The 20818-nt window shown below is 36.2% G+C and carries 13 protein-coding genes and 2 tRNA genes; 7 read left to right on the top strand and 8 right to left on the bottom strand.

The window, feature by feature from the left end; translation table 11 throughout:
- Positions 1-2: 2 nt before the first annotated feature.
- Both LV704_RS01205 and thrA read right to left on the bottom strand, forming a co-directional pair.
- Positions 3-926, bottom strand: a complete 924-nt coding sequence (locus LV704_RS01205; RefSeq protein WP_163423426.1) for a homoserine kinase — start codon at positions 924-926, stop codon at positions 3-5.
- Between the two features lies 1 nt (position 927).
- Entirely contained in the window at positions 928-3372 is a 2445-nt protein-coding gene (gene thrA, locus LV704_RS01200) for a bifunctional aspartate kinase/homoserine dehydrogenase I (protein WP_163423427.1), read from the bottom strand.
- A 250-nt stretch (positions 3373-3622) separates the two neighbouring features.
- Here thrA and LV704_RS01195 point away from each other — a divergent pair, with 250 nt between their 5' ends.
- Positions 3623-5158 (top strand): NAD(P)H-hydrate dehydratase, encoded by a 1536-nt coding sequence (locus LV704_RS01195; protein ID WP_163423428.1) that lies wholly within the window; start codon positions 3623-3625, stop codon positions 5156-5158.
- A 14-nt stretch (positions 5159-5172) separates the two neighbouring features.
- On the opposite strand, the gene LV704_RS01190 is transcribed toward LV704_RS01195, so the two are convergent.
- Complete coding sequence (locus tag LV704_RS01190) at positions 5173-5574, bottom strand: STAS/SEC14 domain-containing protein (RefSeq protein ID WP_163423429.1); 402 nt, start codon at positions 5572-5574, stop codon at positions 5173-5175.
- Between the two features lie 176 nt (positions 5575-5750).
- Positions 5751-8306, bottom strand: a complete 2556-nt coding sequence (locus LV704_RS01185) for an ATP-dependent Clp protease ATP-binding subunit (RefSeq protein ID WP_163423430.1) — start codon at positions 8304-8306, stop codon at positions 5751-5753.
- Between the two features lie 261 nt (positions 8307-8567).
- Between LV704_RS01185 and gyrA the strand changes: the two genes are divergently transcribed.
- Positions 8568-11099: a DNA gyrase subunit A gene (gene gyrA, locus LV704_RS01180; RefSeq protein ID WP_163423431.1), complete on the top strand. Its 2532-nt coding sequence runs from the start codon at positions 8568-8570 to the stop codon at positions 11097-11099.
- 33 nt (positions 11100-11132) lie between these two features.
- Positions 11133-12395 (top strand): tetratricopeptide repeat protein, encoded by a 1263-nt coding sequence (locus tag LV704_RS01175; RefSeq protein ID WP_163423432.1) that lies wholly within the window; start codon positions 11133-11135, stop codon positions 12393-12395.
- 49 nt (positions 12396-12444) lie between these two features.
- Here LV704_RS01175 and LV704_RS01170 read toward each other — a convergent pair whose 3' ends face one another.
- Entirely contained in the window at positions 12445-13197 is a 753-nt protein-coding gene (locus tag LV704_RS01170) for a C40 family peptidase (RefSeq protein ID WP_163423433.1), read from the bottom strand.
- A 22-nt stretch (positions 13198-13219) separates the two neighbouring features.
- Complete coding sequence (locus tag LV704_RS01165) at positions 13220-14395, bottom strand: acetyl-CoA C-acyltransferase (RefSeq protein ID WP_163423434.1); 1176 nt, start codon at positions 14393-14395, stop codon at positions 13220-13222.
- Between the two features lie 113 nt (positions 14396-14508).
- On the opposite strand from LV704_RS01165, the gene LV704_RS01160 reads away from it, so the two are divergent.
- The 4 genes from LV704_RS01160 (at position 14509) to LV704_RS01145 (ending at position 18311) form a co-directional block, all read left to right on the top strand.
- Positions 14509-16545 (top strand): HD family phosphohydrolase, encoded by a 2037-nt coding sequence (locus LV704_RS01160; RefSeq protein ID WP_163423435.1) that lies wholly within the window; start codon positions 14509-14511, stop codon positions 16543-16545.
- A gap of 115 nt (positions 16546-16660) precedes the next feature.
- Positions 16661-16744 (top strand) — tRNA-Ser (locus LV704_RS01155).
- A 32-nt stretch (positions 16745-16776) separates the two neighbouring features.
- Positions 16777-16851, top strand: a tRNA-Pro gene (locus LV704_RS01150).
- A gap of 227 nt (positions 16852-17078) precedes the next feature.
- A complete protein-coding gene (locus LV704_RS01145) occupies positions 17079-18311 on the top strand; it encodes a site-specific integrase (RefSeq protein ID WP_163423436.1) in 1233 nt (410 codons plus the stop codon).
- Between the two features lie 203 nt (positions 18312-18514).
- Here the strand turns inward: LV704_RS01145 and LV704_RS01140 are convergent, their stop codons facing one another.
- Together LV704_RS01140 and LV704_RS01135 are read right to left on the bottom strand one after the other, a co-directional pair.
- Positions 18515-19456 (bottom strand): restriction endonuclease, encoded by a 942-nt coding sequence (locus tag LV704_RS01140; protein WP_163423437.1) that lies wholly within the window; start codon positions 19454-19456, stop codon positions 18515-18517.
- A gap of 74 nt (positions 19457-19530) precedes the next feature.
- Complete coding sequence (locus LV704_RS01135; protein WP_163423438.1) at positions 19531-20790, bottom strand: hypothetical protein; 1260 nt, start codon at positions 20788-20790, stop codon at positions 19531-19533.
- Between the last annotated feature and the right edge of the window lie 28 nt (positions 20791-20818).

Raw genomic sequence — 20818 nt, 5'->3', positions numbered from 1 at the left:
ATTTATGCTATTCTTTTTACACCTTTTGTATTGACTTTGGAAACATGAATGTCAAAAGGAATTCCAATATTCCCATAGGTTTCTTTCATGGACCCAGCTACTTTTTGTGCCGTATTCTCTCCTTTGCTCAAAGCAAAAATGGAAGGGCCAGAACCAGAAATACCGCACCCTAAAGCGCCAACATCCAGTGCGTTGGATTTTATGTCATCAAAACCAGGAATCAATATTGACCGAATGGGCTCTACAATGGAATCTTCTAAAGAACGACCTATTAAGTTATAATCATTTTTAAAAAGCCCAGCAATAAGACCGCCTACGTTGCCCCATTGTTGTATGCCTTTTTCAAGGGTTATATTCGTTTTTAAAATCTTTCTGGAATCAGAGGTTTTAATTTCAATCTGTGGATGGATTACAGTTGCAAAAAGTTCACTTGGGGTAGGAATGGATATAATGTCCAAAGGGTCATAACTTCTTACCAAAGTAAATCCACCATATATAGCAGGAGCTACATTGTCTGCATGGGCCACATCACTGGCCAGTTTTTCGCCTTGCATGGCAAATTGAACTAGTTCCAGGTTGGAAAAGGGTTTTCCCAACAATTCATTCATTGCCCATACTGCTCCAGCAGAGCTAGCCGCGCTACTTCCTATTCCACTACCTGGTTTAATTCTTTTATCTATTTCAATTTCAAAACCTCCTTGATAATCACTTTTTTCCAATAGTGCTAAACCAGCTACGCCAGAAACATTTTTGTTGGTTTCCAATGGTAGTTTCTGACCTAAAATTTTGGTGATTGTTATTCCTTTTTCCGATGTTTTTCGGACTATCATTTCATCACCCACAGAATCCAATGCGAGTCCAAGGACATCAAAACCACAGGAGACATTGGCGATAGTTGCCGGACAAAAAACCTTTATTTCTTCCATCTTAGAAATTTCCGATTCGTATGATATCAGCAAAGATACCAGAAGCTGTGACTTCGGCACCTGCACCTGCACCTTTAATAATTAGAGGTTGATTTGGATATCGCTCTGTATAAAACAACACAATGTTATCACTGCCCTCTAGATTATAAAAATCATGTCCTTTTGGTATTTTTTGAAGCCCAACCTTTGCTTTCCCATTTTCAAATTGCGCTACATATTTAAGTTTGCTATCAACATCCTTAGCTTCTTTGAACAGTTTTTGAAACATTGCCTCGTTTTGCTTTAATGATTCGAAAAAAGCTTCATTTGAATTGGTCTCCAAACTTTCTTTTGGTAGAAAGGAATCGTTTTCTATTTGTTCTATATCCAATTGATTTCCACTTTCTCGCGCTAGGATTAAAATCTTTCGCATTACATCTACACCACTAAGATCAATAGTGGGGTCAGGCTCCGTATAGCCTTCTTCTTGTGCTTGTTTAACAATATCATGAAAAGTAACTTCATCATTAAAGTTGTTGAACACAAAATTTAAGCTTCCGGACAATACGGCTTGAATCTTTTTTACTTTATCACCAGAAGCGATAAGATGTTTTAAGGTATCAATAATTGGAAGCCCTGCACCAACATTGGTCTCAAATAAAAATGGCGAATTGTATCGCTTTGCCAATTGCTTCAACTCTTTGTAAAAAGTATAATTTGAGGAACAGGCAATTTTGTTGCAAGTGACTACGGAGATGCTATTTTTAAGGTAGTCAGGATAACTTTCAGAAACTTGACCGCTTGCGGTATTGTCCACAAAAACACTATTGCGATAATTTAGCATTTTTACTGTTTTAAAAAATGCTTCTTTATCTGCTTTTTGCCCATTTTTCAAAGTACTTTCCCAATCCTTTAATGAGATTCCATCTTCGTCAAAGGTCATGGTTCTAGAATTACTTATACCAATGACCCGCAGATTTAGTTTAAGTTCGTCTTTTAAGTATTTTTTCTGTTGCCTTATTTGGTTTAGGAACTTGGAACCAACGTTTCCTACTCCCATTACAAAGAGATTGAGTTGTTTTATATTTTCCTCAAAAAACTCTTCGTGTAATGAGTTAAGAGCTTTTTTTACATCGGTTTTTGTAATTACTGCGGAAATATTCCGTTCAGAAGCGCCTTGAGCAATGGCTCTTATATTTACATTGTTCTTTCCTAGAGTACTGAACATTTTACCGCTCAACCCTTGGTGACTTTTCATATTGTCCCCAACCAAGGCTACAATGGCAAGGTCTTTTTCAACAAGAACAGGTTTTATTTTATTGCTGGCTATTTCATAATCAAAAGCAATGTTGACAGCTTCTACCGCTTTTTCAACATCCTCATCTGAAATACCAACACAGATGGAATGCTCAGAAGAAGCCTGCGTAATGAGGACAACACTTACGTTTTTTAGGGATAAGGTTTCAAAAAAACGTTTGGATATTCCGGGAACACCTATCATGCCTGGCCCTTCTAAAGAAAGTAAACTAATATTGTCCACGTGACTAATACCTCTTACTGTTTTTCCATTTCCGTTATTGTTTTGGGAAATATAAGTTCCTTCATCCTCAGGCTTAAAAGTATTTTTGATGACAATAGGGATTCCTCTACTTAAGACAGGTTGGATTGTTGGTGGGTAAAGGACCTTAGCTCCAAAATGTGAAAGTTCCATTGCTTCTTCGTAACTAATATGGGAGACACACTTAGCTTGTTTTACTAGTTTAGGATTGGCTGTGAACATGCCACTTACATCTGTCCATATTTCTAAAATGTCCGCCTCTTGAGCTGCAGCTATAATTGCTGCGGTATAGTCTGAACCGCCCCTTCCCAACGTTGTGGAGTTTCCAGAGACACTTGATGAAACAAACCCCGGAAGTACGGTTATTTGATGATTGGCATTCTCAAAATAAGTATTGCAATTATTATAAGTGTTTTCAACATTGATATTTGCATTGCCATACGTTTCGTCGGTTAGTATTAACTGTCTACTATCCTTAAATTCTGCATCCAAACCTTCAGCTTTAAAGAATTCACCAATGATGAAAGAAGAGAGTAATTCTCCATAACTAACTATTTTGTCCGATAGTTTTGGAGTAAGCTCTCCAATTAAAAATGAGCCTTCCAAAAGGGTTTCCAGGACATTTAGGTCACTTTTCATTTTACTTAAGATGGTACTTTGAGCTTGAACAGGGATAAGCTCCCTAATTGTTTCAATATGTCTGTTCTCGATTTCTGTAAGACCTTTTTTATAAGCCAAATCTTGATTTGAAGCCAAACGAGACGTATTGAGCAGTAAGTCTGTAATACCTCCAAATGCGGATACTACAATGGCTACTTTCTCCGTATGGTTACTTTGGACAATAGCTTTGACTCGATTTATATTTTCTGGATTGGCCACTGATGTACCACCAAATTTTAAGACTTTCATGATGAATATTGTTGAAAAATGTTGAAAATAGATTAAATACGGACGAAAATAATTAGCAGATTACCCCAAAGGGGTAATGGTAACCAAAGTGAAGATAGATGAAAAAGATTCCATCATTGAAGGGTTAATATCCGTTTGTTTAAATTGCATAGTACAATAATCAATGTCAAAAGTAGTACTTTTGATTTCTTCCTCAAATGATTCAAAAATTTTTGCGAAATCTATAGTAATAATCAATTTTTCTTGTTGAATGAAAATTTTTACCGCCAGTCAAATCTATGAAGCTGATAAATTCACAATAAATAAGCAGCAGATTACAAGTGATGCTCTTATGGAAAGAGTGGCTACCAAGCTATTTGAATGGATGCATTCAAGGTTACAAGGAGCTCAAGTTAAAATTCACTTGTTCTGCGGTATTGGGAATAATGGAGGAGATGGGGCGGCATTGGCCAGGCATCTTCATGAGAATGGATATGCAATTGAGGTTTATGTGGTCAATTATAGTGAAAAACGTTCTAAGGACTTTCTAATAAACCTTGATAGATTAAAGGAGCGAAAACTATGGCCAGAATTTTTAGATTCGGATTGTTCGTTTCCAAAGATAAACCCCAATGACATTATTGTAGATGCAATTTTTGGAATAGGATTAAATAGACCTCCAGATGTTTGGGTTGCCAATCTTATTAAACATTTAAACTCCTCTTCTGCGTTTATACTTTCAGTGGATATACCCTCAGGTTTGCCTTCAAACAGAAATCCATGGGAAGGAGAACATGTTGTTAGGGCTAGTTTTGTATTGAGCTTTCAGGTTCCTAAACTGGTATTTTTTCTCCCAGAAACAGGAGTTTACCAAAACCAATGGGAGATTCTGGATATTGGATTGGATGCTGAGTTTTTGGTTAATACCGAAGCAGATTATGAGTTGATAGGGAGACCAGAAGTCTTACCTATGTATAGACCGCGACTCAAATTTTCACATAAAGGTACTTACGGGCATTCTGTAATTATTGGGGGAAGCTATGGCAAAATTGGAGCTGTTCAAATGGCAAGTAACGCTTGTTTGTCTGTAGGTAGTGGTTTGGTTACTGCCTTTGTGCCTGAATGTGGATATCATTCTTTGCAGACTGCAATTCCAGAAATAATGGTCCTTACAGATGATGAGGACGATAGTATTGGTGAGATTAACATTCCATTTGTACCTGCTGCTATTGGGATAGGTATGGGGATGGGCACAAAAGATGAAACAAGCAAGGCTTTCGGCTCGTTTTTAAAGAAGGTTGAAATTCCTATAGTAATCGATGCAGACGGTCTAAACATTTTGGCAAAACAGCCTAGCTTGCTAAAAGATGTTCCCAAACAATCTGTTTTAACTCCTCATCCAAAGGAATTGGAACGTTTGATAGGGGAGTGGGACAATGATTTTGATAAACTGAAAAAGGCCAAAGCGTTTTCAACCAAAAACGAATGTATTTTAGTTATTAAAGGAGCACATAGCATTGTAATCTATAAGGACAAGGGATTTGTAAATACAACGGGAAATCCAGGTATGGCCACGGCAGGTACCGGCGATGTTTTGACAGGAATGATTACAGGTTTAATGGCCCAGGGATATTCTTCTTTACATGCAGCTGTTTTTGGCGTCTATTTGCATGGCCTGGCTGGTGATATTGGTGTATCTGCTGATGGATACGAAGCTTTAAAAGCTTCTGGTATTGTTGAAAATATTGGTAAGGCTTATATGGAACTATTAAGACCACCTAATCAAGAAAATCAGGAAGGAGCTTAGGTTTTATTCTTTTGTTATTTTTTTTTGAGTCTTTTTTTTACCCAAGCCAATGCATTGTCATACTCTATAAAGAACTCCATATTCTTTTTGTAAAAGAGTTTCTCTATTTTAAAATTGTGCATGTCAATTTCTTTCTTGGAAACAATTGCGAAAGCCTTTAGGTTTTCCATCCCTCTTAAGTAATTGTAGATAGTAGGGTCTACAGCATAAGAATTTTTTCTAAGGCTTATGTAGCCAAAGTCTTTATCTCTAAAATGTATCTCTGAAATTCCAATAATTTGATAAGCTCTCTCCAGTGTTAGTGTAGCACCTTCGTCAAAAGTTGAAACCATGTAGTTGTTAAAAACCTGAACACTTCCAATGTCCAATTGGTATTCACGTACAACAATAGCTTTCTTGTTAGAAGCAATTTTCATTCTCCAGTATATTATAGTGTCTCTTGGACGAAAGTATACCTAATAGAATAGGAGCAGAAAAATATTAGACTAAAGGCGCAAATATCGCATGTACGGTAAGTTTTATTTTGCGTACGGTAAGTTTGTTTAAAATAAAAAGAGCCGACAAAACTGTCGGCTCTTTACTTTAATCGTTTTTATTGCTCCGTTTTGGGCGTTTTTTCAGGTTTTTTAATTTTTATGGTGAGTTCTTCTTTTTTCTCATCCAAGTCCATAAAAATACTATCGCCTTCGTCCAGTTTGGAATTTACAATTTCTTCAGCAAGAGCATCTTCAATGTATTTCTGAATTGCTCTTTTTAAAGGTCTTGCACCATATTGTTTGTCAAATCCTTTCTCTGCAATATAATCCTTAGCCTTTTTAGTAAGACTTAGGTTGTACCCTATATCCTTGATCCTGCCAAATAATTTATCAAGTTCAATGTCAATGATTTTATGAATGTCTTCCCGTTCTAATGAGTTAAAGACAACAACATCATCAATTCTATTTAAAAACTCCGGTGCGAATGCTTTTTTCAATGCACTTTCAATAACACTTTTCTGATGTGAATCTGCTTGTGCCTTTTTGGCCGCAGTTCCAAATCCAACGCCTTGACCAAAATCTTTCAACTGACGTGCTCCAATGTTGGATGTCATGATGATGATAGTGTTTCTGAAATCAATCTTTCTTCCGAGGCTATCTGTAAGAAACCCATCATCTAAGACTTGTAACAGCATATTGAAAACATCTGGATGCGCTTTTTCAACTTCATCCAAAAGAATTACTGAATACGGCTTGCGACGTACTTTTTCTGTTAATTGTCCACCTTCTTCATAACCAACATATCCCGGAGGCGCACCTACCAATCTAGAAATAGCGAATTTCTCCATGTATTCGCTCATGTCTATTCGGATAAGGGCATCTTCAGAATCAAAAAGTTCTTTTGCAAGAATTTTTGCTAATTGTGTTTTCCCAACTCCAGTCTGTCCCAAGAAAATAAAAGAACCGATAGGCTTGTTAGGATCTTTTAATCCAGCTCTATTACGTTGGATGGCTTTCGCTACTTTCGCTACTGCTTCATCTTGCCCAATTACAAAGCCTTTGATTAATTCAGGTAATTCAGCAAGTTTATTACTTTCAGTTTGAGCAATTCTATTCACAGGAATGCCGCTCATCATAGAAACTACATCAGCAACGTTATCTTCAGAAACTGTCTCACGATTCAGTTTACTATCCTCTTCCCATCTTTCTTGAGCTGAAGCTAGTTCCTTTTCCAATCGTTTTTCATCATCTCTTAGTTTAGCCGCTTCCTCGTATTTCTGTTTTTTAACAACACTGTTCTTCAGTTCGCGAACATCTTCCAATTGTCCTTCAAGCTCCAAAATCTGTTTTGGAACATCCATGTTTACGATATGAACTCTTGAACCTGCCTCATCTAAAGCATCAATTGCTTTGTCCGGCAAGAATCGATCTGTCATATAGCGATTGGTCAACGTAACACATGCTTTGATTGCATCATCTGTGTAAGATACATTGTGGTGGTCTTCATACTTCCCTTTTATGTTCATCAAAATTTCAATAGTTTCCTCCACTGTTGTGGGTTCAACAATTACTTTTTGAAATCTCCTCTCAAGAGCACCATCTTTCTCGATATACTGACGGTATTCATCAAGGGTGGTTGCACCTATACATTGAATCTCACCTCTGGCAAGTGCAGGTTTGAACATATTTGAAGCATCTAAACTTCCTGTGGCGCCACCAGCACCTACAATAGTATGTATTTCATCAATGAATAAAATGATATCGTCATTCTTTTCCAACTCGTTCATAACCGCCTTCATGCGTTCCTCAAACTGGCCACGATACTTTGTGCCGGCTACTAATGAGGCTAAATCCAACGTTACAACTCGCTTGTTGTAAAGAATTCTTGAAACCTTTTTGTTAATAATTCTCAAAGCCAGTCCTTCAGCTATTGCACTTTTACCAACACCAGGTTCACCTATAAGCAGAGGATTGTTTTTCTTTCTTCTACTTAATATTTGGGATACTCGCTCAATTTCTTTTTCTCTTCCAACAACAGGATCTAATTTATTTTCTTCTGCCAATTTGGTCAAATCACGACCAAAGTTGTCTAAAACAGGTGTTTTAGACTTTTTTGCTCCTTTTTGCGATGAGCCAGAACCAAAAGTACTTTCTTTAGAATCACCAGTCTCATCAGAGTCACTTGGAAAAGATTCGGCATGTGGTGTATCTAAATAATCATCATCACTGGTAATCATAGATTTAAATTGCTCCTTTACATTGTCATAATCCACTTTAAGCTTGTGCAACAGTTTTGTAGTGGGATCGTTTTCATTTCTAAGGATGCAAAGCAAAAGGTGCGCCGTGTTAATTGAAGAACTCTGAAAAAGTTTGGCTTCAAGAAAAGTAGTCTTAAGGGCACGCTCGGCCTGTCTTGTTAAATGCAGGTTCTTTTTATCTTTTTGTATTGTTCCTGTATTTGGATTGGCAGGACTAAGAATCTCTACCTTTCTTCTCAGATGATCCAAATCTACATCTAGGGCGTCCAAAATGTTGATGGCTTTGCCATTTCCATCTCTTAAAAGCCCTAACATTAAATGCTCGGTTCCTATAAAATCATGCCCTAATCTAAGAGCTTCCTCTTTGCTATAAGCTATAACGTCTTTTACTCTAGGGGAAAAATTATCGTCCATACACTTCCTTTTCAGCAATTAAAATTAATAAAAGTATCCTTACCGTAGTCAAATACCGTACCCATATTCGATAAAGTAGTAGTTAAAGTCGAAATAAGGGACACTTTATACAAGGTTTAACATAGCTTTATTACTCAAATTAAATCGAAAGTAATACTGTTGATAATTTTTTTAATAAAGTAAGTTTCAGTTGTCTTGCAAGGTTTGATTTTGCGTATATTGGCATGATATTTTAACCACAAAAAACAATTAGATTTTAGCATGGCGGAAGGAGAAAAGTTAATTCCTATCAACATTGAAGATGAGATGAAATCTGCCTACATTGATTATTCAATGTCGGTCATTGTGTCACGTGCCTTACCAGATGTAAGGGACGGACTTAAGCCCGTTCATAGAAGGGTGTTGTATGGTATGCACGAATTAGGTGTTAGATCCAATAGCGCCCATAAAAAATCTGCCCGTATTGTAGGGGAGGTATTGGGTAAGTATCACCCACACGGTGATACATCGGTCTATGACTCAATGGTGCGTATGGCACAAGAATGGAGTTTAAGGTATATGCTTGTTGATGGACAGGGAAACTTTGGTTCAGTGGATGGGGATAGTCCAGCAGCAATGCGTTATACGGAGGCAAGAATGCGTAAGATAGCTGATGATATGTTAGCGGATATTGATAAAGATACCGTTGACCATCAGTTAAATTTTGATGACTCCTTAAAGGAACCTACCGTTCTTCCCACTCGTGTTCCTAGCCTATTGGTTAATGGAGCATCTGGAATTGCAGTGGGTATGGCTACGAACATGGCACCCCATAACCTATGTGAAGTTGTGGATGGTACCGTGGCCTATATTGAAAATAACGATATTGAAATTGATGAGCTGATTACCCATATAAAAGCTCCAGATTTTCCTACAGGAGGTATCATATATGGTTACGATGGGGTTAAGGAAGCCTTTCATACCGGTAGAGGACGTGTTGTAATGCGAGCCAAGGCTACTTTTGAGGAAGTACAGGGCAGAGAATGCATTGTTGTGACAGAAATTCCATATCAGGTCAATAAGGCAGATATGATAAAAAAGACTGCCGATCTTGTCAATGACAAAAAGATTGAGGGAATTTCTACCATCCGTGATGAATCAGACAGAAAAGGTATGCGTATCGTTTACATTTTAAAACGTGACGCCATTCCTAACATAGTTCTGAACATGCTGTACAAATACACAGCATTGCAGTCATCTTTCAGTGTTAATAACATTGCCCTTGTTAACGGAAGGCCCAGACTGCTCAATCTTAAAGAAATTATCCACTATTTTGTTGAGCATAGGCACGAAGTTGTGGTTCGTAGAACCAAGTTCGAGCTTAAAAAAGCAGAAGACCGAGCACATATCCTAGAAGGGCTTATTATAGCCTCTGACAATATTGATGAGGTAATTAAGATAATCAGAGCATCTTCAAATGTTGATGAAGCGAGAAGTACTTTAATGGAGCGCTTCAAATTGACTGAAATTCAGGCCAAAGCTATTGTAGAAATGCGCTTGCGCCAGCTTACGGGACTGGAGCAGGATAAACTACGCGAGGAGTACGATGCGCTTTTGAAGACGATTGAAGACCTAAAGGATATCCTGGATAAGAAAGAGAGAAGAATGCAAATCATTAAAGATGAATTGCAAGAAATTAAGGATAAGTATGGGGATGAAAGAAGGTCGGAAATAAACTTTGCTGGCGGTGATTTAAGTATTGAAGATATGATTCCTGATGAACAGGTTGTCATAACGATTTCACATGCCGGTTACATTAAAAGAACACCTTTAACGGAATACAAGACACAGAATAGGGGTGGAGTAGGCCAAAAGGCTTCTTCCACAAGAAACGAGGATTTCTTGGAACATCTTTTTGTAGGTACGAACCATCAATACATGCTGTTCTTCACGCAAAAAGGGAAATGTTTCTGGATGCGTGTTTATGAAATACCTGAAGGAAGCAGAACTTCCAAAGGAAGAGCCATTCAGAATCTAATCAATATTGAAAGTGAGGATAAGGTCAAAGCCTTTATTTGTACTCAAGATTTAAAGGATGAAGATTATGTTAATGGTCATTACGTAATCATGGCCACCAAGAAAGGTACTGTTAAAAAGACTTCCTTGGAACAATATTCAAGACCACGTCAAAATGGTATCAATGCCATAACCATTAGGGAAGAAGATGAGTTACTTGAAGCTAAATTGACAACAGGTACAAGTCAAATTTTCTTAGGATTGAAATCAGGAAAGGCTATTCGTTTTGAAGAAAGTAAGACAAGACCTATGGGTAGAAATGCTTCAGGTGTGCGTGGAATTACCTTAGCCAATGCCGATGACGAGGTAATAGGCATGGTATCTGTACATAACTTTGAAGACGATATCTTAGTAGTTTCTGAAAATGGGTATGGAAAACGTTCCACAATAGATGACTACAGGGTAACCAATAGAGGAGGTAAGGGAGTCAAAACAATCTCAATTACTGATAAAACGGGAGGTCTTGTGGCTATTAAAAATGTTTCGGATACTGATGATTTGATGATCATAAATAAATCTGGGATTGCTATTAGGATGGGCGTAGAAGATTTGCGGGTAATGGGAAGAGCCACACAAGGTGTAAAACTCATTAACTTAAAGGACAATGATTCTATTGCTGCTGTTGCTAAAGTAATGAAGGATGAAGATGCTGTAGAGGAAACCGATATCCTTGATATTGAGGTCAATGGGGAAGATGGCACGGCAATTGATAATAATTCCGACGAAACAAAAGAATAAACATAAACACTAATAATTATAATTACATTTAAAATGAAGACTAAAGTTTTAATACTACTAGCCATAGGGATTTCTACGATGGGCTTTTCCCAAAAAAATGAAATCAAGGCAGCAGAAAAAGCACTTAAAACAGGAGACTCCGAGAGTGCTAAGACCGCTTTGGAAGGAGCTGCATCTTTAATTGATGCCGCTGATGCCAAAATACAAGCACAATATTACGCCGTTAAGGGTAATACGTATTCTGACTTGGCCAAAAAAGGAGATGCTACAGCTTTTCAACCTGCAATTGATGCTTTCAATAAAGTCATTACGATTGAGGAAGCGGCCGGTAAAGAAAAATATACTACAATAGCTAGACAGAACTTGGCTCAAATAACAGCTGATTTGGTAAATGCTGCTGTGGAGGACAACAATGAGAAAAAGTTTGGAGAAGCGGCGGAAAAATTATACCAAGCATATAAATTGAGCCCAACGGATACGCTTTATTTGTACTACGCAGCCAGTAGCGCCGTAAATGGCCAAAACTATGAAAAGTCATTGGAATACTATGATGAGCTTAAGGAAATTGGCTATGATGGTAGTGATGTTACTTTCACTGCGGTTAATATTGAAACCGGTGAGGTTGAGACTATGGATAAGAATACCAGAGACCTTTATGTAAAAGCTGGAACTCATAAGGATCCAAAAGAAGAAAAGTCTCCTTCTAAAAAGGCTGAAATTGTAAAAAACATTGCCTTAATAAACCAACAATTAGGTGATAATGATAAAGCCCTAGCAGCATATGCAGATGCAAGAGCGGTAGATCCAAATGATGTTAACCTAGTTTTAGGTGAAGCTAATTTGTACTATGCCATGGGGGATAAAGAAAAATTTAAAGAATTGATGGCTCAAGCCTCTGATATGGCTCCTGATAACGCTGATTTGCTTTACAACATTGGAGTTATAAATATGGAGCAAGGTAATTTAGAAGATGCAAGAGAAGCATACAAAAAGACTTTAGCTATTGATCCTGGTTACATTAATGCACTATTGAACCTTTCAACTACTTATGTAAACGAGGGTAATGGTCTTATTGATGAAATGAATACTCTTGGTAGTTCAAGATCAGATATTGCTAGATATGATGAATTGAAAGAGCAAAAAGATAATTTGTTTTTAGAAGGCTCAAAAATTTTGGAGGATGCATTAAAAACAAACCCTGATAATCAAAGTGTTTTGGCTCAACTAAAGAACATATATGGTGCTTTGGGTGATACTGAAAATTTTATGAGAATAAAAAAGCTATTGGGAGAATAATTTCTTCAGCAGTAAAAATTAAAAAAAGCTCCACCAAGTGGAGCTTTTTTTATATCACTTTTTTTATCACCCTTAGTTTATGGGTGTACTGTTTTTTATGGGCATTAAAAATGCCGGTATGATCAATACGGTCAATGCGTACATGACCATGAGCATGAATGATGTAGTTGTCCTTTAAAATAATCCCGACATGATCAATAATTCCTTCATTATTATCAAAAAAAGCTAAATCTCCGGCTTCACTTTCTTCTATAAAACTTAAAGCTTCACCTTGTTTGGATTGTTGTTCCGCGCTTCTTTTTAGCGCATGCCCATTTATCTTATACACCATTTGGGTAAATCCAGAACAATCTATACCAAACGGAGTTTTTCCACCGCTCTGATAGGGTGATTTCAAGTATAACAACGCTATATCTACCAAACTGGATTTCTTGTTTGCACCTTCAATAAAATTCCCTTCAAAAATGTGTTGTAAGGGGGCTGTTTTAGAGACCATAGACCCAATTAGAATGGGCATCAGCATTTCATCTTCAGTACATATATGAGAAATGATATCCGAAGAAAACCTTTTATTTTTTTCGGAATTAAGTATGTCAAATTCTTCTTCGGGTATTAAAGTAATTTGATTGTTGGAAACCCAACCCTCACAATGGTCGTATGCAACTCTAATTCTGCTCCATTTTTTTCTATACTCCAAAACTTTAAAATGTTCTCCATACATTAATTGAGAGATCATTTCACTGCTATCATCAGCGAGTGTTCTGATGGGAACAATACTTAGATGGCAAATTCCGTATTGCATCTATTTAATGAGCTTGAATAAATTAATTTCTTTCTAAAACAATTGCAGAAGCACCACCCCCACCATTACAAATGGCCGCGGCACCAAATTTTGCATTGTTCTGCTCAAGTATGTTAAGCAAGGTAATCGTAATTCGTGCTCCGGAGCAACCCAAAGGATGCCCCAATGAAACAGCCCCGCCATTTACGTTTACATTGGAATCTTTTAAGCCCAAAAGTTTCATATTGGCAAGACCAACAACAGAAAATGCCTCGTTGAACTCAAAGAATTCAATATCTTCCATAGGTACTCCGGCTCTGTCCAAAGCTTTCGGTAAGGCTTTTGCTGGAGCGGTGGTAAACCATTCAGGCTCGCGTGCTGCATCAGCATAACCTTTTATTGTAGCTAAAGGAATCAGATTTAATTCAGATGCTTTATCTGCGCTCATAAGCACCACAGCTGCTGCACCGTCATTGATGGTTGAAGCATTGGCCGCGGTAACGGTGCCGTCTTTAGTAAAGGCAGGTCTTAAGGCAGGGATTTTCTCCATTTTCACATTGGTATACTCTTCATCTTCATTAACAATGATTGGCTCCCCTCTGCGTTGGGGAACTTCCACAGGAACAACTTCATTGGCAAATTTGCCAGCTTTCCATGCTTCGGCCGACCTGTTATAGGATTGAATTGCATAGGCGTCTTGTTCTTCCCGGCTAAAATTGTGCTCTGTGGCACACGCATCTGCACAAACACCCATGGCATTTTGATCATATGCATCCACCAATCCATCTTTTTGCATGCCATCCACTAAAGTTGCAGGTCCAAATTTCACGCCATTTCTCATATAAGTATAGTGGGGAATAAGGCTCATGTTTTCCATACCTCCAGCAATTACAATAGAATTTTCTCCTAAAGCAATGGATTGCGCTGCTTGCATTATGGCTTTCATGCCAGAAGCACATACTTTATTTATTGTGGTGCAGGGAACCGTATTGGGAATTCCAGCATATATAGCGGCTTGTCTTGCAGGAGCCTGGCCAGTTCCTGCTTGTACAACATTGCCCATTAAAACCTCTTCTACTTGTTCTGGTTTTAAATTTATCTTTTCCAATGCTCCTTTTATAGCAATTGAACCCAATTTAGGTGCAGGAACACTGGACAATGAACCCATAAAACTTCCAATTGGCGTTCTAACAGCTGAAACAATAACGACTTTATTCATGTATGCATTTTTACTAATGCGAAAATACTAAAATTAAATGCAAAGCTCTAGTCTATAAAGGGAGGACCACTTCTTATTTATATTTTCTATTTTTGATGCTAACAGTACACGGAATGGGAAAAACTTTGGATAATGTTTACAAGCATCAATCACTTGCATACAAGTATTTTCTATATTTAGTTTCCGTTGCACTTATTGTATTCTTTTTCCCAAAGGGTGGTAAGTTTAAATATGAATTTCAGAAAGGAAAGCCTTGGCAGTATGAAAACCTATATGCTCCCATTGATTTCTCTATAAAGAAGACGGAAGCAGAAATTGCCGATGAGCAACGTTCACTCCGCGATAATAAAACGGATTACTACACATTTGATGGAGATGTGCCTGTCGCGGCTAAAAAAGCATTGCAAACCGATTTAAATGGTTTTTTTGCGCAAAGTGCCTATCCAAGCCCTCAACAAAAAATTATACTGGATACAGGATTGGAGGTGGTAGATAGTATTTATGGAGTAGGCGTGTTCCAAGATTTGCCAACTTCAAGTTCCATTTTACTTGTTAAGAATAATGAAGCACGACCCCTAGGCTCTAATAGCTTTATGGATTTACCGGAGTCCAAGAAAAGAGTTTCATCAATTTTATCCACTAAAAGAACTCCAGCGAAAGAAGTTTTGGAAACGTTGATAGTTAGAGTAATAGAAACGAATGTTTTCTTTGATGAAGCACTTACCGAAAGAGCCTTGGAGGAAGAATTATCCAAAATTTCTTTTACACGAGGGGAAGTTTCAGAAGGGAGACTAATTATTGCGAAGGGTGAAGTGGTCGAGGCGGAAAATTTTAAAATCCTTAATTCTTTGAAAGAAGAATATGAATCGGAACTATGGAGAGGAGATAATTATTATTTCATTCTTCTAGGGTATACCATTTTGGTGGCTTTAGTATTAATTATGTTGTTCCTTTTCTTAAAGCGGTATCGCAGTGAAATCTTCCAGAATAACAATAAGGTCACATTCATTTTTGTGAATGTATTGCTAATGGTTTTTGCAACCACACTTATGGTGAAGAACAATGAGAGCTATGTTTACGTTGTACCTCTTTGCATTCTGCCCTTAATCCTTAAAAACTTTTTTGATGCTAGACTAGGGCTGTTTGTTCATGTGCTAACCGTTCTTATACTTGGGTTTGTGGTTCCCAATAGTTTTGAATATATCTTTTTACAAATTATTGCTGGTATTGTAACCATTTTAACCGCATCAGAACTTTATAAACGTGCCAATCTTTTTATCTCAGTAGGGCAGATTACGTTGATATACATTATTGGGTATTTTGCGTTTCATGCAATACATGAGGGCAATCTTGAAAATATTGAATGGATATTGTTTGGAGTCTTTATTTTAAATGGACTTCTAACGCTTTTTGCGCAACCTCTTATTTATATGTATGAAAAAATATTTGGTTTAATATCAGATGTTTCGCTTTTAGAGCTTTCAGATACCAATTCCAAGTTGTTAAAGGAATTATCGGATAAGGCTCCTGGCACGTTTCATCATTCCCTTCAGGTAGCCAATCTTGCAGAAGCAGCTGCCAACGAAATTGGGGCTAATGCTATGTTGGTTAGGGTAGGGGCCTTGTATCATGATATTGGAAAGATGGGCAAGCCTAGTTTTTTTACTGAAAATCAAATAACAAGCGTGAATCCGCATGACGATTTGCCGCCTAAGGAAAGCGCAAAGATTATTATTGATCATGTGATACATGGAATTGAAATAGCAAGAAAAAATAAACTTCCAGATAGGATAATAGATTTTATAAGAACGCATCACGGTACAACCTTGGTTTTTTACTTTTTTAAGAAACAACAGGAATTGGAACAAGCGGTAGACGAAAAAGATTTTAGATATCCAGGTCCTATTCCATTTTCTAAGGAGACTGCAATCTTAATGATAGCAGATTCTGTTGAAGCGGCCTCAAAAAGTTTAAAGAACCCAACTTACATCATTATTGATGAATTTGTGGAAAAAATTGTAAAAGGGCAAATGCAGGCCAATCAATTTTTAAACGCCAATATTACCCTTAAAGAAATAGAAATGGTAAAGAAGGTTTTAAAACAAAAACTGACCAATATTTACCATTTAAGGGTGGAGTACCCTGAGTAATTTATGTACTAAATAATTACGGTTTAAAAAAATCAAAAAATAGTTGCGATGTTACAAATGAAAGGGTATTTTTGCATCCGCGTTTTGCGTAGGTTCATACACAAGTAAGATTATTGGAGAGGTGCCGGAGTGGTAACGGAGCAGATTGCTAATCTGTCGACGCGTAAGTGTCGCATGGGTTCGAGTCCCATTCTCTCCGCAATTTTCTTTTAATTACAAGGATAACCAATTCGGGGTGTAGCGTAGCCCGGTTATCGCGCCGCGTTTGGGACGCGGAGGTCGCAGGTTCGAATCCTGCCACCCCGACAAAATCATTTTAAATGATTTTAATTGATTGCTAACTAAATGATTTTCAGATTTTTAATTTTTTTTTGTCATCATTTAGTTAGTTTTCAAATCAAATAAATCGGGAACAATTCGGGAACAGAACCAACACACCAGATTTATTTTTTTCCTTACCTTTTATAAAGAAAGCAAGCCTTTCTCAGTGATTTAACTTTCGTGTTAGGATGTTTAACCTAAAACGAAAGAAAATGCAAACTTCAAAAACTTTCAAAATTTTATTTCGTCTGGTAAAATCCAGAATGAAAAATGACATTGCACCCATCTATGTAAGAATTACTTTAGATGGGAAGCGTACAGAATTTAATACTGAACTTTGGAGTCTTCCAGAAGAATGGGATGGTAAAATGAATAGGGTAGTTGGTAGAACCTCGAATGCGAGGGCTATAAATGATGAACTGGATACTATCAAAGTAGATTTAAAAGAAGCTTATAAAGAACTTAAACGTGAGGGTAAATATATTACTCCTCAATCCCTTAAAGCACGTTATCAAGGAACAGACCATAGTAACGAAACTTTGCTTGGCTTATCTAAATATCATTATGCTAAAAACAAGGTTAAACTTGCGGAAGGGACTTTAAAAAACTACACCACTACTGAAAAATATTTGAGCGACTTTATGGAGAAAAATTTTAAATCTTCGGATTTGCCATTAGAGTACATTCAATACAGTTTCATTGTTGATTTTGAATTGTTTCTTCTTGATTCAAAGAATCATTTAAATACAAAGCAACCATTGAAAAATAATGGGATTATGAAGCATTTAGAGCGACTCAATAAGCTAATGAGTTTTGCTGCAAAACTAGACTGGATTGCTAAACATCCATTTGAGAAATATGAATTGAGTTATACCAAATTCAAGAACAATTACTTAAATGAAATACAACTAAATGATGTAGAAACGGTAGTATTAGAAAGTGAAAAACTTAATCGTGTTAGGGATGTTTTTATTTTTTGTTGCTATACAGGTCTATCTTATATCGACGTAAAATTGTTGACCGAAGATAACGTTGTTATGGGAATCGACGGTAATTTATGGTTGTCCCTATACAGAGAGAAAAGTGATGAACCTGTTAAAGTCCCTCTTTTAGACAAAGCTGTAAGCATTTTAAAGAAGTATGAAAATTTTGAAAATTCAGAAAGGCTTTTACCTGTATGTTCTAACCAAAAAATGAATCAATATCTTAAAGATATAGCTACAATATGTAATATAGATTTTAAAGTAACCTGCCATGTTGCCAGACACACCTTCGCAACTACTGTTACACTTTCAAATGGTGTTCCTATTGCAACTGTTTCTAAACTATTGGGACATACCAAACTTTCTACTACACAAATCTATGCGAATGTTGTCGAGAAGAAACTTAGGGATGATATGAATAAGTTACAGAACACCTTAAATCAAAATCAACATAGTGCATAGAAAACTCCAAAACAATGCGGATAATTTAAATAGGACGATAAAGCTGTGTTAATATGGCTTTAAGCAAAATTGAAACGTTTGTCTAAGCATAAATTATTGGTGAAAGTTAAATCACTACAAAAAGACTATTATTTATCTACTTTGATTTATGATAGTCTTTTTATTTATACTTAAATATTAAATTGGTTTTTTCAAATTCGGTATCATTTTGATTTCAATTTTTGGAATTCAATTTTTTGTGGTTTATCAACTAAATTTGGTTTAATATTTAGAGAGATTCTTAAACCTATAAATCCTGCTATTTCATTTTTCTTTATTTCTTTTAGACCTGTTATTAATTTTTCAACTGAGTGTATTTCTAAGAATATTTTTAATTTCTGCTCAGTAATATCTTTTAATATTTCAGTCCCTCTTAGTTTGCTAAGACTTGTTTGAAAATATCTAATGCGGACTCTAAAAAAAATATCCAAGTCACTTATTTCACTTATTTCACTTGTTGAACTACCTGAATTGTTTATTGATAAATTGGTTATATATGGTTTGGACAATTCTTCCAATACCAATTTTTGAGGTCGGTTGGTCTTGTCGAATTTTAGTGTTCCTTCTTTCCATTTTTTATCTACCAAATCAGTAACATCAATTCCGTTAATCAAGGGTATTGAGGTTTGAGAAATTAAATTCCCCTTTTCCATTGTCCCAGTAAATTCTAAATTAATATCAATTGGTTGTATTTCTTCAATAATAACTGGTATATCTATATCGGGCATCCATTTGGGACTAAGTGCTTTATGCGCAGTACATAAAGAAATCCCTAGCCTTTTTGCTTTAGAGATTGCTTTGCTTGAAAATCCTAACCTAGAGATTAGAATGCCTTTATTTGCTTGAATATCAAGTAATTTAGAATGAAATGCATCTACAACACTTATGCTTAACTTTCTATTATGGTCTTTACATTCTACTACAGTCAGCATATTAAATGATGCGACTTTACTTCTAATTAATACATCAACCTGTCTCAAACCATCTTTTCCCTGTAATTGAACATCTCTTTCAACACTTTCATATTCAGAGTTTTCAATTAGTTTATTAAACAAAGATTCTGCGAGTCGTTCAAATCCTTTGCCAGCGTTTTTTGAGTTAGCCATTTTTATTTGTGATTAATATGCTATATAAACGCAAATAGTTTGGTTTATTCTTTTTTGAAATGTAAAAATCAAAATCAATTTGGTGCTTCGACCAAAAAATGCTTTAATAAAAAGTAAATTAGGGTTGTTATCGTTACGAGTATGGTTAAAAACCCCACAATAAAAGTACCACCTGAAAGTATAGCTACGCCATATATTTGACCAAGCAAAAGTGTTTTTAAGGTACGAAATAGAATTTTCGTAATCCAAATGATGAAAAAAATAGTTATTAAAATTATTAGCGGAAACATAGTTGTGATTCCTAATAGAATGGATTCGTTAGATACTCCGTGTGCTAAATCGAAGAATGAAATGTATATTTCATTTATAAACATTTTCATGATAATATAAAATGGATAAGCAAGTACTAATAAAAGTAAAATCTTTAGAATTAACGCCTTTATAGTTTTAGCAGCTGTTGCAAAATAAAAAGCTAGACTTGGAATTGCAATTACCAGTGATATGAACAAAATTGGCCGTAAAATTCCAATTCCGTTGCCTTGATAATATAGTGTCCAATGTGCTAATCCTAGAAAATTCAATAAAAGGAATATCAGACCTATTCCTTTAGAGAAGGTTGGTTCATTTGTATTTTCTGTTTCCATGATTAATGTAAGAGAAAGTATGGATAGGAAATCGAGAATAAATGCAATTATACAGGTTATAGCTATGCTTGGGATTAATTGTTTACGCTGATTATCCATCCAATATGGATTTGAGTATGCTTTTCCATATGCCATTTCAAGATAGTTCTCTTTCTGTAGCCTATTCTCTCGTAATACAATCTTGAATTTTTGATTAAACTCAGACCAAATTTTACGGAGTTTTTTTGATTCAGGGTCATTATTATAATATATGGTAATACCATCATGAGTGCTACTATCAAACGCCTTAATCAATTTTTTTCTTCCCAATTTATTTCCAGTATATGCGAAGTAGTCAGGGTTAAAATCTTTTATTAGCTCCCTGATTTGGGTATCAATTCTTTCAGAATTGTTCTGCCATTGTCGATAGGTATCATAATGAACCAAAGTCATTAAGACTAGGGCTGGTAATATTGCTACAAGAATCAATTTCAGGATTCCTTGCCGTTTCAATAAGGTAATAATATTTTGAAGTACTATTTTAAATGTGTTCCAAATTGAAAAGGATACATTGTCGGCTTTGTCATATAGGCTCTTAAATTTTCTCTCAACTTCCTTTGCATCCAAATTGAAAAGGCGAAACGCTATACCTAAAAAAGTGACCCAAAATGTGAGACTACCAAATATGGCGAATAATATATCTGACTCCATATATAAAAGAAATCAAAATAGGTATAAA

Origin of the sequence: Flagellimonas sp. CMM7, from assembly GCF_021390195.1 — a bacterium.
Classification (GTDB): domain Bacteria; phylum Bacteroidota; class Bacteroidia; order Flavobacteriales; family Flavobacteriaceae; genus Flagellimonas.
Note: the sequence above shows the minus strand (reverse complement) of the source record. Positions and strands in the feature narration are given on the sequence as shown.

Excerpts from the sequence above, each read along its gene's own strand:
- LV704_RS01175 (WP_163423432.1), top strand. The coding sequence starts at position 11,133 with ATGAAGACTAAAGTTTTAATACTACTAGCCATAGGGATTTCTACGATG.
- LV704_RS01165 (WP_163423434.1), bottom strand. The coding sequence starts at position 14,395 with ATGAATAAAGTCGTTATTGTTTCAGCTGTTAGAACGCCAATTGGAAGT.
- LV704_RS01185 (WP_163423430.1), bottom strand. The coding sequence starts at position 8,306 with ATGGACGATAATTTTTCCCCTAGAGTAAAAGACGTTATAGCTTATAGC.
- LV704_RS01145 (WP_163423436.1), top strand. The coding sequence starts at position 17,079 with ATGCAAACTTCAAAAACTTTCAAAATTTTATTTCGTCTGGTAAAATCC.
- thrA (WP_163423427.1), bottom strand. The coding sequence starts at position 3,372 with ATGAAAGTCTTAAAATTTGGTGGTACATCAGTGGCCAATCCAGAAAAT.
- LV704_RS01195 (WP_163423428.1), top strand. The coding sequence starts at position 3,623 with ATGAAAATTTTTACCGCCAGTCAAATCTATGAAGCTGATAAATTCACA.
- LV704_RS01170 (WP_163423433.1), bottom strand. The coding sequence starts at position 13,197 with ATGCAATACGGAATTTGCCATCTAAGTATTGTTCCCATCAGAACACTC.
- gyrA (WP_163423431.1), top strand. The coding sequence starts at position 8,568 with ATGGCGGAAGGAGAAAAGTTAATTCCTATCAACATTGAAGATGAGATG.
- LV704_RS01135 (WP_163423438.1), bottom strand. The coding sequence starts at position 20,790 with ATGGAGTCAGATATATTATTCGCCATATTTGGTAGTCTCACATTTTGG.
- LV704_RS01190 (WP_163423429.1), bottom strand. The coding sequence starts at position 5,574 with ATGAAAATTGCTTCTAACAAGAAAGCTATTGTTGTACGTGAATACCAA.
- LV704_RS01160 (WP_163423435.1), top strand. The coding sequence starts at position 14,509 with ATGGGAAAAACTTTGGATAATGTTTACAAGCATCAATCACTTGCATAC.
- LV704_RS01205 (WP_163423426.1), bottom strand. The coding sequence starts at position 926 with ATGGAAGAAATAAAGGTTTTTTGTCCGGCAACTATCGCCAATGTCTCC.
- LV704_RS01140 (WP_163423437.1), bottom strand. The coding sequence starts at position 19,456 with ATGGCTAACTCAAAAAACGCTGGCAAAGGATTTGAACGACTCGCAGAA.